Source organism: Streptomyces seoulensis (genome assembly GCF_004328625.1).
Classification (GTDB): Bacteria; Actinomycetota; Actinomycetes; order Streptomycetales; family Streptomycetaceae; genus Streptomyces; species Streptomyces seoulensis.
The window spans coordinates 6,010,679-6,023,633 of record NZ_CP032229.1; the positions used below are offsets into that span (position 1 = coordinate 6,010,679).

Below are 12,955 nucleotides of genomic sequence, written 5' to 3' on the forward strand. Positions count from 1 at the left end.
CCCTCGAATGCTCCCCCGTCACCGTGGCCACCCTGTCGCGGACCGGGCGCCGAAGGCAAGACGGGGCGCGTGCTCACCAGTCCCCGTCGGCCACCGGCCTGCCCGGCGCGTCCTTCAGCGGGACCACCTGACCCGGCGCCGGCTGCTCCCAGGGGTCCAGGTCGTCGCCCAGCCAGTCGCCCACCGGGCGCACCGGCTTCAGGGGTCCGGCGGGGGAGAGGTCGCCGGCCTCGTCGTCGTAGTGCTCGAACCAGGGCAGGCCCGCCCTGGTGTAGGCGGCCCGGTCCACGGGGGAGGGCGGGGGTTCCTCGCCGGTGATGCGGCGCCACTCGGGCGGAGTGACCAGGTGGACGAAGACCCGGCCGGCCGGGGCGTCGGACCAGTCCGACGCGGGGCGTTCGTCCCGGTACACCTCCTGGCGCATGGAGCCGCCCACGCCCAGACCCATCGCCGCCGCCTGCCGGGGAGCGGCGCCCGGTGCCGGGGCGGCGAAGGCGGGCGGGGCGCCGTAACCCCCGGCGAGCGGCGCGCTCCTGGCACGCTGGGCCTCCCGCCACCGGGCGAGCGCCTCCGGGCGCAGCCCGTACGCCTGCAACTGCACCCCGCCCCAGGTCTCCTCGCCGGTCACCTGGCCCTCCACGGTCGCGCCGAGCCCGAGGGGTACGGCGACGAACTGGCGGACGGTGCCCTTGCCGGAGTTGATGCCGTCCAGCCAGGGCTGGCGGGGGAGCGTGAGGTAGTTCTGCGGGTCGCGTGCCAGCGCGGCTTGCCAGGGCTTGCCGGAGACCGCGCACACCTTGCCGACGCCGACCTGGAGGGCGGCCGGTTCCGTCGTCCCGGAGAAGCTGAGCCACATCGCCTCGCGCAGGTACATCGGCAGCAGCACCCCGCCCCGCGCCCGCCACGCCTGCGGCACCCGGTCGGCGTGGTCCGCCACCCGGCGCAGCGGGAACTCGCCCAGCCCCGGCGGCAGCGGATGCGTACCCCGCTCCGGCAGCCGCAGGGTGCGCACGAAGCGCACCACCACCCCGTCGCCCAGCCGCAGCGTGTTCCCCTCGATCCGCACCCCGGCCCGCCCGGCCATCGGCCCACCCCCGTCAAGTCCCGGCACCGGTCGTCCGGTGTCCCGTCACCCAGAACGCCCGCCGACCCCCGTACGGTTCCGCCACAGGTCCTCCTGGACGCCCAGGCGCTGGCGCAGGCGGTTCACGCGGGGCATCTTCGCGCGTTGCTGGCGGGAGACCCGGTCCAGTTCCTCCAGCAGGCGGCGGCTGCGGTGCTCGGTGTCCAGCTCGTCGATGATCCGGTTGATCTCGGTGAGGATCGCGCCGAGCAACTGCCAGTCCTCGCGGTCCTCCTGGACATGCTCGACGAGCTGCTCCGCGAGCCGGTCACGGGTGGCGGCGGCCGTGTGCAGCTCGGCGGTCAGCCGCGACTCGGCCGACTCGGCGTTGGCGCTCAGGTCGGTGGTCACCAGGACCGCGAAGCTCACCACCGCGTCCGCGATCTCGGACAGCACCTGTTCCACGGTCTGCCCGATCGGCGGCGGGAAGAGCTCCTTGGCGCCGCGCGCCTTGGCCAGGTCGGTGAAGGAGCGGGCCAGTACCCGCAGGACGACCGTGCAGATCTCCAGGGTGTCCAGACCGGTGCGCAGCACCACCCGGTGCAGCAGGCCCTCCTTGACGCGCGGGTTGAGCCGCAGGCTCTCCTCGGCCTGCCGCAGGGCGGCGTCGACCTGGATGATGTCGTGGTCCAGCCGGCGCGCCTCGTGCAGCCGTTCGGCGGCCCGCTGCCAGGGGATGGAGCCCGCGGCCTCCTCACCCATCCGGAGCATGAGCTGACGCAGCCGGCGGGCCAGCCACTCGATGGACCGCCCGGCCGCGTCCACCCACACCGGGGGCGGCAGCAGCAGATTGCAGGCCATGCCGATGATGGCGCCGATCAGGGTCTCCACGATCCGCGCCCACGCGGTGAACCCGACGGTGGTGACGCCGAGCACGAGCATCGCGCTGATCGCCACCTCGTTCACGTACTCGTCCACGCGCACCAGATGACCCACGCTCAGCGCGGCCACCAGCAGCAGGGCCAGGCTCCACCAGGTCAGGCCGACCAGGAGGCTGAAGACGATGGCGACCAGCACGCCCGTCACCACCGCGTTCACCCGGCGGATGCCGTTGGTGAGGGTGGCGAAGAAGGTGACCTGGACGACCAGCAGCGCCGTCAGGGGCGCGGTCAGCGGCGCCGGTTCCGGGCTGAGCTTGAGCGCGATCACATAGGCGACCGTGGCCGCGGCGGCCGACCGCAGTGTCTGGACGACCACCGGCTCCCGGCGGCGCGCGACCAGGCGGCGCAGCGCGTCGGCCCACTTGCGTCGCGCCTGCGCGTCCGTCCACTTCCGTACGTCTGGCATCCTTTGGCGTCTTCCCTTTCCGTAACCGTGCCGAACGGGGCCGTTCGAGCACCGTGTACGCGAAAGGGGCGCCCCTCAGACGTACAGGCGCTCGACGAAGGCGGCCAGATTGCCGCGCGCTCGGGCGATCTGCTCCTCCGTCGTGAGGCTCTCCTCGAACCTGCTCCCCGACTCCGGCACCTTCTTCCCCCGGACATACAGGGAACACGCCAGGTCGGCGCACATGTACACGCCGACCGAGTTGCCCTCGCGGCCCGCCGGCCCGGCCTTGCGGGCGGTCATCAGGGAGACCCCGCCGCCGCGATGGGTCGTCAGGCACACCGAGCACATGCTGCGGTGCTGGGAGCCGCGCCGGACCGTCGGACAGCGCAGCGCGATGCCGGCGAGGCCCCCGTCGCGTTCGAGCACGAGGTAGCTGCGGTCCGGCGCGCCCGGGTCGCGCCAGCCCAGGAAGTCCAGGTCGTCCCAGGGGCGTTCGGTCAGGTCGCGGGGGACGGTCAGCCGCTTGGCGTCGCCCTTGGAGCAGTTGACGAAGGAGGCGCGGATGTCCTGCTCGGTGAGGGGTCGCATCGGAGGATTCCTTCTGCTGTAGCCATGAGCCTAGGGGGTCTAGGTTTCCGAGGGTATAGAGCGCCCGGGCGCGGGGCCAAACGGTTTTCCGCGTGCCGTCCCCTACTCGGCCCCGGCATCCCGTACCCGGGGAGGCCACACGCCCGGCGCGAGCACGCCCAGGGCGTAGGCGCGGGCGACCAGCTCGGTGCGGTTGGCCGCGTGCCAGCGGGCCGACAGGCGGCGCAGGTGATAGGCGACACCGTCCCGGCTCAGGCCCAGCTCACGGGCGGCCCGGCCGGTCGTGGCGCCCTGCGCCAGCAGCGCCAGCACCGCGCCCTCGACCGGGGTGACGGGCTCCGGGCCGGGAACGGTCTCCGGCTCGCTCTCCCCGAGCACCCGGAGCATCACCAGCAGCGCCGGGGTCTCGTCCGTGGAGTCGCTCACCGGGTCGGCGGTCAGCTCCCCGTACCGCTCGGTCCCGCCGGGCGCGCTCCAGCTCACCGAGATCTGGTAGCGGGAGCGGTGCCGCAGCCGCAGCGCCTGGGCGATCCGCGCGACCTGGCCGGCCTCCTCGGGGCGGAACAGCTCCAGCACGTCACAGCCGCGCAGCCGCCCCGGTGACGTTCCGCACTCGGCGGCCATCGCCGGGTTGGCCATCAGCACCTTGCCGTACACGTCGCAGACCGCGACCGGCACCGCGACCCGGTCGAACAGCATCAGGGCCCGGTTGCGCCACACCACGGCATCCGCCAGCCCCCACTCCACGCCAGCCTCCCAAGATGCCGTACCGTCCCCACCATCCAAGACGAAAACCCAGGTCAGCGGCAACTTAGGGTGCGAAGGGGAGCCGGTGCGCAAGGCTCCGCACCCACTTTCCACTGCACGTTCGTGTAGTGCCCCGGCCCGGCCGCCCTCCCCGGCGGGAGCACGCTGGAAGAAGCCAGCCCCCACGCGAAACGCCAGCCCCGCGAAAGGCAGTTGCCGCGCATGCCCCCCACCGCACCGCACCCCGAACCCCCCGCACTCACCGGCGTCCCGGTCGTCGACATCTCCGCCACCGGACCGACCCGCACCCCCATCCAGCAGGTCATGGAGCTGATGCGGACCCACGGACCGGTGCTGGTGCGCCGCCTGCACGGGCGCGACGCCCTCTTCGTAGCCGACGCCGACCTGATCGCCGACCTCGCCGACGAGGACCGGTTCACCAAGCACATCGGGCCCGCGCTGGAGAACGTGCGCGCCTTCGCCGCCGACGGGCTGTTCACCGCCTACAACGACGAACCGAACTGGGCCAAGGCCCACGACATCCTGATGCCCGCCTTCGCGCTCGGCTCCATGCGCGCCTACCACCCGGTGATGCTGAAGGTGGCCCGGCGGCTCATCGAGGCATGGGACCGCTCGGCCCGTACCGGGCAGCCGGTGAACGTCCCCGACGACATGACCCGGATGACGCTCGACACCATCGGCCTCGCCGGGTTCGACTACGACTTCGGCTCCTTCGAGCGTGCCGAGCCGCACCCCTTCGTCGAGTCGATGGTGCGCTGCCTCCAGTGGAGCATGACCCGCCTGGCCCGCGTGCCGGGCGGCGACTACACCGAGGCGGACGCCGCCTTCCGCGAGGACGCCGACTTCCTCGCCGGAGTCGTGGACGAGGTCATCGCCGCCCGCACCGGCACCGACCAGAGCGAGGCCACCGACCTGCTCGGGCTGATGCTCACCGCCCAGCACCCCACCGACGGCACCACCCTGGACCTGGCGAACATCCGCAACCAGGTCATCACCTTCCTCATCGCCGGCCACGAGACCACCTCCGGCGCGATGTCCTTCGCCCTGTACTACCTGGCCAAGCACCCCACCGCGCTCCGCATGGTCCAGCGCGAGGCCGACGCCCTGTGGGGCGACACCGCCGACCCCGAGCCGTCCTACGACGACATCGGCAGGCTCACCTACACCCGGCAGGTGCTCAACGAGGCGCTCCGGCTGTGGCCGACCGCCGCCGCCTTCAGCCGGGAGGCCCGCGAGGACACCCTGCTCGGCGGGCGGGTCCCGCTGCGCGCCGGACAGGCGGTCAGCGTGCTGGTGCCGATGCTGCACCGCCAGCCCGTCTGGGGCGACAACCCCGAGCTGTTCGACCCCGACCGCTTCACCGCCGAGGCCGAGGCGGCCCGCCCGGTGCACGCCTTCAAGCCCTTCGGCACCGGTGAACGCGCCTGCATCGGGCGACAGTTCGCACTGCACGAGGCGACCATGCTGCTCGCCATGCTGGTCCACCGCTACCGGCTGCACGACCACGCCGACTACGCGCTGGACATCAAGGAGACCCTCACCCTCAAGCCCGAGGGCTTCACCCTCACCCTGACCCCGCGCACCGACGCCGACCGCGTCCACTCCCCGCTGCCCGGCGCCGCCGCCGTGACCCCCGCCGAGGACACCGGCGCCCAGGCGCTCCCCGCCCGCGTCCGCCCCGGCACCGCCGCCCTGTTCCTGCACGGCAGCAACTACGGCACCTGCCGCGAGTTCGCCGGACAGCTCGCGGACGAGGCCGCGGCCCTCGGCTGCGCCACCGAGGTCGCCCCGCTGGACGCGTACGCCGACGGCCTGCCCACCGACCGGCCCGTGGTCATCGCCGCCGCCTCCTACAACGGCCGCCCCACCGACGACGCCGTCGCCTTCGCCGCCTGGCTGGAGGGCGAGCACGACCTCAGCGGGGTCACCTACACCGTGCTCGGCGTCGGCGATCGCAACTGGGCCGCGACCTACCAGCACATGCCGACCCGTATCGACGCCCGCCTCGCCGAGCTGGGCGCCACCCGGCTCACCCCGCGCGCCGCCGCCGACGCCTCCGGCGACCTCACCGGCGCCGTCCGCGACTACACCGCCGGCCTGCGCATCGCCCTGCTCACCGAGTACGGCGACCCCGACGCCACCGCCCCGGCCGACGAGCCCGAGAACGCCTACGAGGTCCGCGCCCTGACCGGCGGCCCGCTGGACGCCCTCGCCGAGCGGCACGAGCTGGTCCCGATGACCGTCACCGAGGCGTACGACCTCACCGCGCCCGGACACCCGCGCGTCAAGCGGTTCCTGCGCGTCGCCCTGCCCGACGGCGTCACCTACCGCACCGCCGACCACCTCACCGTGCTCCCGGTCAACGCCCCCGGCACCGTGGAGCGGGCCCTGGCCGCGCTCGGCGCCCACCCGGACACGGTGCTCGACATCCGCGCCACCCGCCCGCGCCGTGACGGCCTGGCCGTGGACCGCCCGCTCACCGTGCGCGAACTCCTCACCCGGCACGTCGAGTTGCAGGAGCGGCCCACCGCGCGCCAGCGCGAACTGCTCGCCGCCGCCAACCCCTGCCCGCCCGAGCGCGCCGCCCTCGCCGCCCTCACCGGCGACGACCCGCGCACCCTGCTCGAACTCCTGGAGGACCACCCCGCCCTGCGCGAGGCCCTCGACTGGCCCCGCCTGCTCGACCTGCTCACCCCGCTGCGCCCCCGGCACTACTCGATCTCCTCCTCCCCGGCCGCCGACCCGCACCACGCCGACCTCATGGTCTCCGTGCTCGACGCCCCCGCCCGCTCCGGCAACGGCCGCTACCGGGGCACCGGTTCGGGCCACCTGGCCGGCATCGCACCCGGCGACACGGTGTACGCCCGGGTCCAGCCCTGCCGGGAGGCGTTCCGCACCGACACCTCCACCCCCGTCGTGCTGATCGCGGCCGGCACCGGACTCGCGCCGTTCCGGGGCGTGGTCATGGACCGGGCCGCCGCCCGTGCCGAGGGCGCCGAACTCCCGCCCGCGCTGCTCTACTTCGGCTGCGACGCGCCCGATGCCGACTATCTGCACGCCGGGGAACTGGCCGCCGCCGAGGCCGCCGGAGCCGTCTCGCTGCGCCCCGCCTTCAGCGCGGCCCCGGTCGACGGCGCGCGGTTCGTCCAGCACCGGATCGCCGCCGAGGCCGACGAGGTCTGGGACCTGCTCGGCGCCGGGGCCCGGGTCTACGTCTGCGGCGACGGCGCCCGCATGGCACCCGGTGTCCGCGAGGCGTTCCGCACCCTGTACCGCGAGCGCACCCCCGGCGCGGACGAGACGGCGGCGACCCGCTGGCTTGACGAGCTGGTGGGCGCGGGGCGCTATGTGGAGGACGTGTACGCGGCCGGCTGAGCCGCACCCGCCCCACCCGCACCCCCTGGAAATCTCACAGCATGAAATAAGGGGGCCCGCGAAGTCGTGCCCGGCCTGCTCCGAAGGGTATGTTGCAGGTCGGGCACGGGTCGGAAGGGGCCACATGGCGGGGCGGAACGGGCGCACGGTACGCGATCTGAGGCGGGGCAACCGCACGGCCGTGCTGCACAGGCTGTACTTCGACGGCCCCCTCAGCCGCTTCGAGCTGGGCCCGGCCACCGGACTCAGCTCAGGCTCGGTGAGCAACGTCGTGGCCGACCTCATCGCCGACGGACTCGTGGAGGAGGCCGGCAGCGTCGACTCCGACGGCGGCCGCCCCCGCACCCTGCTCCGGGTCGCCCCGCACAGCGGCCAGATGATCGGCGTGGACGTCGGGGAGACCCGCGTCCGCGTCGAGCTGTTCGACCTGGCTCTCACCGAACTCGCCCGCGCCGACCGCCCGTTGACCCGCCCCGGCTACGACGTGGACGACATCACCGGCCACATCCGGGACGGCGTCGCCGAGGTGCTGGCCGCCGAGGGGGCGCGGCCCGAGCGGCTGCTCGGGGTCGGGGTGGGCGTACCCGGCATCGTGGAGCACACCGCGGACCGGGGTGCCGTGGTGCACGGCCAGACCATCGGCTGGGACGCCGTCCCGCTGGAGCGGCTGCTCCGGGCCACCTCCGGGCTCCCCGAGACCGTGCCGTACTTCATCGACAACGGCGCCAAGACGCTCGGCCAGGCCGAGATGTGGTTCGGCGCCGGGCGCGGCGCGCGCAACGCCCTGGTGGTGCTCTTCGGCTCGGGCGTCGGCGCCTGCCTGGTCACCCCCGAGGTGGAGCAGGGCCGCGCGGTCGAGTGGGGGCATCTGACGGTACGGGTGCGCGGGCGCCGCTGCCGCTGCGGGGCGCCCGGCTGCCTGGAGGCGTACGCGGGCGCCGAGTCGCTGCTGGCCCGCTGGCGCGAGGAGGGCGGACGCCCGCCCGAGGGCACCGACGAGGAGACCGCGCTCACCGCGATGCTCGCCGCCGCCTACCCGGCCGGGGACGCGGAGCCCGACCCGGTGGCGCTCGCGGTGCTGGAGGAGACCGCCGAGTACCTGGGGGCGGGCCTTTCCGACCTGATCAACCTCTTCCAGCCCGAGCGCATCCTCATCGGCGGCTGGGCCGGGCTCCAGCTCGGCACCCGCTTCCTGCCCTCGGTACGCCGGCACGCGGCCACCTACGCGCTGCGGCACCCGGCGGACCGGGTCACCATCGACCTGGGACGGCTCGGCCCCGACGCGGTCACCGTCGGCGCGGCCATCCTGCCGCTGGCCGACTTCTTCAGCCGGGGCGGCCGCCGCGCCGAACCGGCGCCCGAGGACCGGCCGCCCGCCTGGCGGGCCGCGCTGGACGAGCGCGCCCCGCGCTGAGCCCGGACACGGAGATGCCCCGGCCGTGACGGGGGAATCACGACCGGGGCGGTCCATCGCGGACGGGGTCCAGGTCAGGGCGGGCCCGCGTCCACATCTGGTTCAACGGAGAACCAGGGGGTGGCGTTCCCGGACGGCGCCGTGATCCGAGTCACGCGCTCTCACGGCGTGGGCACGCGCCCCTCCCGGGTCCAGTCCAGCAGCTGGTCCGCCGTCCAGGTGTTCACCACCCGCCCGGCAGGCACCCCGCACTCCTCGGCGCGGGCACAGCCCAGGATCTGCCAGTCCAGCTGGCCCGGCGCGTGCGCGTCGGTGTCCACGGAGAACAGCGTCCCGGCGTCCACCGCCCTGCGCAGCAGCCGTCGCGGCGGGTCCAGCCGCTCCGGGCGGCTGTTGATCTCGACTGCGGTGCCCGCCTCGGCGCACGCGGCGAACACCTCGTCCGCGTCGAAGGCCGACTCGGGCCGCCCGCGCCCGGTGACCAGCCGGCCGGTGCAGTGGCCCAGCACGTCGGCGTGCGGGTCGGAGACGGCGGCCACCATCCGGCGGGTCATCGCGGCCGCGTCCATCCTCAGCTTGGAGTGCACCGACACCACCACGACGTCCAGCCGGTCCAGCAGCTCCGGCTCCTGGTCCAGCGAGCCGTCGTCCAGGATGTCGCACTCGATACCGGTGAGCAGCCGGAACGGCGCCCAGCGCTCGTTCAGCGCCTCGACGAGGTCGAGCTGCTCGCGCAGCCGCTCGGGGGAGAGGCCGCGGGCCACGGTGAGCCGGGGGGAGTGGTCGGTGAGCGCGGTCCACTCGTGGCCCAGCTCGGCGGCCGCCCAGCCCATCTCCTCGACGGTGCTGCCGCCGTCCGACCAGTCCGAGTGGGTGTGGCAGTCGCCGCGCAGCAGCGCCCGCAGCTCCTCGCCGCCGTCCGCCGTCAGTGGGCCCCCGGCCTCCTCCTCCAGCGAGCGCAGATAGGCGGGCGTCTGACCGGCCACCGCCTCCTCGACCACCTTCGCGGTCTTCGGGCCGATGCCCTTCAGCGTCTGGAGCGTCCCCGTCGAGACCCGCCGGGCGATCTCGTCCCCGGGGAGGTCCTTCAGTACGCGCGCGGCCGTGCGGAACGCCCGCACTCGATAGGTGGGCGCGAGCGAGCGCTCCAGCAGGAAGGCGATCCGGTCCAGCGCCGCGACGGGTTCCATGGCCACCTCCCGGCTCCGTACGGACCTCCAGGGTTGCCCACCGGGACGGTCCCCGCACGGTGGCGGCCCGGACGGCCTGTGCGGACGAGCCGTCCCCGCGCCTCGCGTTCTACGCTCGGAGGCATGACCGAACAATCAGCTCCGTACATGTCCAATCCGCGCATCCGGGTGCTCGGGGTCTGTCCGGGCAAGCCGGGCTCGCCGCCCTTCCGGGTCATGGAGATCGACGGAGAGGTGATCGGCGAGGTCACGTCCATCACGGGGGTGCTGGAGGCCGCCGCCGCCCGCGGCATCGTCATCCACGACCTGGACGACCCGGACGTGGTCCGCTGGGTCGGCGGCGACAAGTTCACCTGGCGGGTGCGCGGCACCCGCCGGGGTCAGGGCTGATCAGCCCACGGTCCACTTCTGGGCGGCGGTGCCGTTGCAGGTCCAGAGCTGGAGGCGGGTGCCGTTGGCCGAGTTGGCGCCCGTCACGTCCAGGCACTTGTCGGCCTGTGGATTGACGATGTCGTTGGCCGAGGACACCACCCATTTCTGGTTGGGGCCGCCCGCGCAGTCCCACAGTTGCAGGGGGGTGCCGTCCGCCGTGCCGTTGTCCTTGAGGTCCAGGCACTTGCCGAGCGCCCGTATCGTGCCGTCCGAGCCGACCGTCCACTGCTGGGCGGCCGAACCGTTGCAGTCGTAGAGCTGTACGGGGGTGCCGTTGGCGGAGTTCGCCGCGGCCACGTCCGCGCACTTGCCGGCCAGGCCCCGGATGGCCTTGCCGCCCGTCGAGCCGCCGCTGGTGGTCACCGACACCGAGTCCACGACGAGCTGCGCCGGGAACTGGGTCGAGCCGTCCGGGTCACCGGGCCAGTAGCCGCCGACCGCGAGGTTCAGGATGAGGAAGAACGGCTTGTTGAACACCCAGGTCTTGCCGCCGAGGTCGGCCGGGGTGCGCCGCTGGTAGACGTTGCCGTCCACCGTCCAGGTGATGGAGTCCGGCGCCCAGTCGACCGCGTAGGTGTGGAAGGCGTCCGCGAACGCCTGCCCGTTCGGCAGCGAGTAGCCCGCGCCGATGCCGCCCGAGCCGGAGTAGCCGGGGCCGTGGATGGTGCCGTGCACGGTGGAGGGCTCGAAGCCGACGTTCTCCATCACGTCGATCTCGCCCGAGTCCGGCCAGTTCACCGGCGTGCCCAGCATCCAGAACGCGGGCCACATGCCCTGCCCGCGCGGGATCTTCATCCGCGCCTCGACATGCCCGTACTGCGCGTTGAACTTGCCCGAGGTGTTCAGCCGGGCCGAGGTGTACTGGCAACTGCCGTACCAGCACTGGTAGTTCGCGGGGTTCTCACGCTTGGCCGTGATGACCAGATGGCCCTGGCCGTCCAGCGCCGCGTTCTTGGTGCCCGAGGTGTAGTACTGCCGCTCATGGTTGTTGACGTTGTCTCCGGTCTCCAGCGTCCACTTGGAGCCGTCGACGGCGGAGCCCGCCGGGCCGTCGAAGGAGTCCGAGAACGTCGCCGCCGCGACGGCCGGGGCGGCGGCCGTATCGGCCCTGGCGGGACCGACGGCCGCCGCGCCGACCAGCGCGGCGGAGAGAGCGGCAAGGAGGCATCTGCGGAGCAGGCGTGGGGATGCCATGACTCTCCGTTTCACATGGGGGGAGTGACGCCTCTTGTTGTAGAGACCGGGACCGGGGCCGTCAATAGCTTGGTACAGACCAGTGCTCGGCGGCCCGGACAAACCGGTGGAGGACGCTCAGTCCGCCACCACCTTGGGCCGTCGCGCGTGCACCGCCCGTCCCAGCCGGCGCCCCAGCAGCAGCCAGCCCAGCAGCGCGCCGGTGGTGTTGAGGATGACGTCGTCGATGTCGAAGGCCCGCCCGGTGATCAGCGCGCCCTGGGTCAGCTCCACCATCAGCATCACCAGTGCGGTCAGGAACAGGACCTGGAGCACGCCCCGCGCGCGGGGAGCCAGCACCGGCACCAGCACGCCGAACGGCACGCCCAGCAGGACGTTGCCGCCGATCTGCTTCAGGGTGTCGCGCACCGTGCCGTAGTCGAAGTACGCCTTCAGGGAGTTGCCCGGCCGCAGGTTGCTGTGCGTCAGCGCCTCCGACGCGGGCGACGGCTCCAGGGTGATCCGGGCCAGCGCGATGGCGAACGCCACCATGAAGATGAACGCCAGCAGCATGATCGGCAGCCGGATCGGCAGTGGCAGCGGCCTGCGCTCCGCCACCGGCGCCGGCTCGGTGACCCGCTCCGGCTCGACGACCGGCTCCGGCTCGGTCTTCTCCAGGCGCCCCCGCCGCAAAGGGGTGCGCAGTACGGTCGGCAGGCGAAGGGCGGTACGGGCCATGCGGTGGTCCTCCAGTCGTGAACATCCCCGTGAGAAGCAGCGAGTGCCCGGGAAACGGCCGGTGATGCCGGACCGGGCAGGGCGTCAGGAGCCGTACGACACGCGTACGTCCGTGAAGCCGAGGGAGCGCAGCAGGCCCTGGAGCATGCCGGTGGTGTTGGACTCGGCGCGCGCGGTCAGCTCGCTGTCCTGGGCGGCCTCGCCGATGTGCTTGACAGCCAGCTTCTGCACCGCCTGCTCGCCGTTGGGGTTGTCCGAGAACAGATCGCCCAGCCGGTCCAGCAGGCCGCGCTGCTTGGAGACGGCGTAGGAGCGGTCCGGGTCCAGCGCGGGCTTGCCCAGCTGGGCGTGCGGCAGCTTCAGCACGGCGGAGGTGCGGTCGTCGTTGACCGTCACGTCCTTCTCGCCGACCTTGCCGAGGTCCACATAGGCGTCCACGGTGCCCGCGCCGACGTACAGCGTGCGGGTGCCGCGCAGCGCGTCCGGCAGGTACTTGGCGTTCTTCTCCAGGTCCACGACGACCTGGAAGTTGCCCGAGGCGGCCTGGTAGCGGCTCATGTCCTGGATGGACTGGAGCAGCGCCGGGCCCGAGCGGTCCCGGGACTCGGTGCCGAACAGGTCCTTGATGCCGGGCAGCACGGCCAGCCGTATCCCGGCGAACAGCAGCACCAGTACCAGCGCGATACCCGCCAGCACCTTGACCCAGACCGGCGTCCGCCGGGGCCGCTGCTGGACCGGAGCCGTACCGCCGGCCGTAGTCGTCTTCTCCACGGTTCTCCCTTCCCCCTCCTCGGATGCCCACCAAGTAAGCGAACAGGCAAGCGAGTTGACCATCCCCCATCACTGACGTACGTATCCCTGCCGCTCCGGTACGAGACCCGCCAC

General features: G+C 73.3%; 11 protein-coding genes. 3 read left to right on the forward strand and 8 right to left on the reverse strand.

The annotated features are described in order from the left end of the window. Positions 1–73 precede the first annotated feature (73 nt). From D0Z67_RS27585 to D0Z67_RS27600, 4 genes are all read right to left on the reverse strand, one after another. Positions 74–1,084 carry a hypothetical protein gene (locus D0Z67_RS27585; RefSeq protein ID WP_031179306.1) on the reverse strand — a complete coding sequence of 337 codons (1,011 nt, stop codon included), beginning with the start codon at positions 1,082–1,084 and terminating at the stop codon, positions 74–76. Between the two features lie 45 nt (positions 1,085–1,129). Beyond that, positions 1,130–2,410 carry an FUSC family protein gene (locus D0Z67_RS27590; RefSeq protein WP_199812123.1) on the reverse strand — a complete coding sequence of 427 codons (1,281 nt, stop codon included), beginning with the start codon at positions 2,408–2,410 and terminating at the stop codon, positions 1,130–1,132. Positions 2,411–2,485: 75 nt separating this feature from the next. Further along, complete coding sequence (locus tag D0Z67_RS27595; RefSeq protein ID WP_031179308.1) at positions 2,486–2,980, reverse strand: FBP domain-containing protein; 495 nt, start codon at positions 2,978–2,980, stop codon at positions 2,486–2,488. Between the two features lie 102 nt (positions 2,981–3,082). Continuing rightward, complete coding sequence (locus tag D0Z67_RS27600; RefSeq protein ID WP_382849230.1) at positions 3,083–3,679, reverse strand: helix-turn-helix transcriptional regulator; 597 nt, start codon at positions 3,677–3,679, stop codon at positions 3,083–3,085. A 270-nt stretch (positions 3,680–3,949) separates the two neighbouring features. On the opposite strand from D0Z67_RS27600, the gene D0Z67_RS27605 reads away from it, so the two are divergent. Beyond that, positions 3,950–7,123 carry a cytochrome P450 gene (locus tag D0Z67_RS27605; RefSeq protein WP_031179310.1) on the forward strand — a complete coding sequence of 1,058 codons (3,174 nt, stop codon included), beginning with the start codon at positions 3,950–3,952 and terminating at the stop codon, positions 7,121–7,123. 124 nt (positions 7,124–7,247) lie between these two features. Then, positions 7,248–8,537: an ROK family transcriptional regulator gene (locus D0Z67_RS27610; RefSeq protein WP_031179311.1), complete on the forward strand. Its 1,290-nt coding sequence runs from the start codon at positions 7,248–7,250 to the stop codon at positions 8,535–8,537. Between the two features lie 161 nt (positions 8,538–8,698). Here the strand turns inward: D0Z67_RS27610 and D0Z67_RS27615 are convergent, their stop codons facing one another. Beyond that, entirely contained in the window at positions 8,699–9,727 is a 1,029-nt protein-coding gene (locus D0Z67_RS27615) for a PHP domain-containing protein (protein WP_031179312.1), read from the reverse strand. Between the two features lie 123 nt (positions 9,728–9,850). On the opposite strand from D0Z67_RS27615, the gene D0Z67_RS27620 reads away from it, so the two are divergent. Continuing rightward, positions 9,851–10,117: a hypothetical protein gene (locus tag D0Z67_RS27620; RefSeq protein ID WP_031179313.1), complete on the forward strand. Its 267-nt coding sequence runs from the start codon at positions 9,851–9,853 to the stop codon at positions 10,115–10,117. Here the strand turns inward: D0Z67_RS27620 and D0Z67_RS27625 are convergent, their stop codons facing one another. The 3 genes from D0Z67_RS27625 to D0Z67_RS27635 all read right to left on the reverse strand — a co-directional run bounded on the left by D0Z67_RS27625 (position 10,118) and on the right by D0Z67_RS27635 (position 12,841). Continuing rightward, positions 10,118–11,353 (reverse strand): ricin-type beta-trefoil lectin domain protein, encoded by a 1,236-nt coding sequence (locus D0Z67_RS27625; protein ID WP_031179314.1) that lies wholly within the window; start codon positions 11,351–11,353, stop codon positions 10,118–10,120. It lies immediately after the preceding gene. 117 nt (positions 11,354–11,470) lie between these two features. Beyond that, the gene (locus tag D0Z67_RS27630) at positions 11,471–12,070 is read right to left on the reverse strand and encodes a VanZ family protein (RefSeq protein WP_199812124.1); all 600 of its coding nucleotides are present in this window, start codon (positions 12,068–12,070) and stop codon (positions 11,471–11,473) included. Between the two features lie 84 nt (positions 12,071–12,154). Then, on the reverse strand, positions 12,155–12,841 hold the full coding sequence (locus D0Z67_RS27635; protein WP_031179316.1) for a DUF4230 domain-containing protein: 687 nt from the start codon (positions 12,839–12,841) through the stop codon (positions 12,155–12,157). Positions 12,842–12,955 lie beyond the last annotated feature (114 nt).

Coding starts and splice junctions, on each gene's coding strand:
- D0Z67_RS27585 (WP_031179306.1), bottom strand. CDS start 1,084: ATGGCCGGGCGGGCCGGGGTGCGGATCGAGGGGAACACGCTGCGGCTG.
- D0Z67_RS27590 (WP_199812123.1), bottom strand. CDS start 2,410: ATGCCAGACGTACGGAAGTGGACGGACGCGCAGGCGCGACGCAAGTGG.
- D0Z67_RS27595 (WP_031179308.1), bottom strand. CDS start 2,980: ATGCGACCCCTCACCGAGCAGGACATCCGCGCCTCCTTCGTCAACTGC.
- D0Z67_RS27600 (WP_382849230.1), bottom strand. CDS start 3,679: ATGCTGTTCGACCGGGTCGCGGTGCCGGTCGCGGTCTGCGACGTGTAC.
- D0Z67_RS27605 (WP_031179310.1), top strand. CDS start 3,950: ATGCCCCCCACCGCACCGCACCCCGAACCCCCCGCACTCACCGGCGTC.
- D0Z67_RS27610 (WP_031179311.1), top strand. CDS start 7,248: ATGGCGGGGCGGAACGGGCGCACGGTACGCGATCTGAGGCGGGGCAAC.
- D0Z67_RS27615 (WP_031179312.1), bottom strand. CDS start 9,727: ATGGAACCCGTCGCGGCGCTGGACCGGATCGCCTTCCTGCTGGAGCGC.
- D0Z67_RS27620 (WP_031179313.1), top strand. CDS start 9,851: ATGACCGAACAATCAGCTCCGTACATGTCCAATCCGCGCATCCGGGTG.
- D0Z67_RS27625 (WP_031179314.1), bottom strand. CDS start 11,353: ATGGCATCCCCACGCCTGCTCCGCAGATGCCTCCTTGCCGCTCTCTCC.
- D0Z67_RS27630 (WP_199812124.1), bottom strand. CDS start 12,070: ATGGCCCGTACCGCCCTTCGCCTGCCGACCGTACTGCGCACCCCTTTG.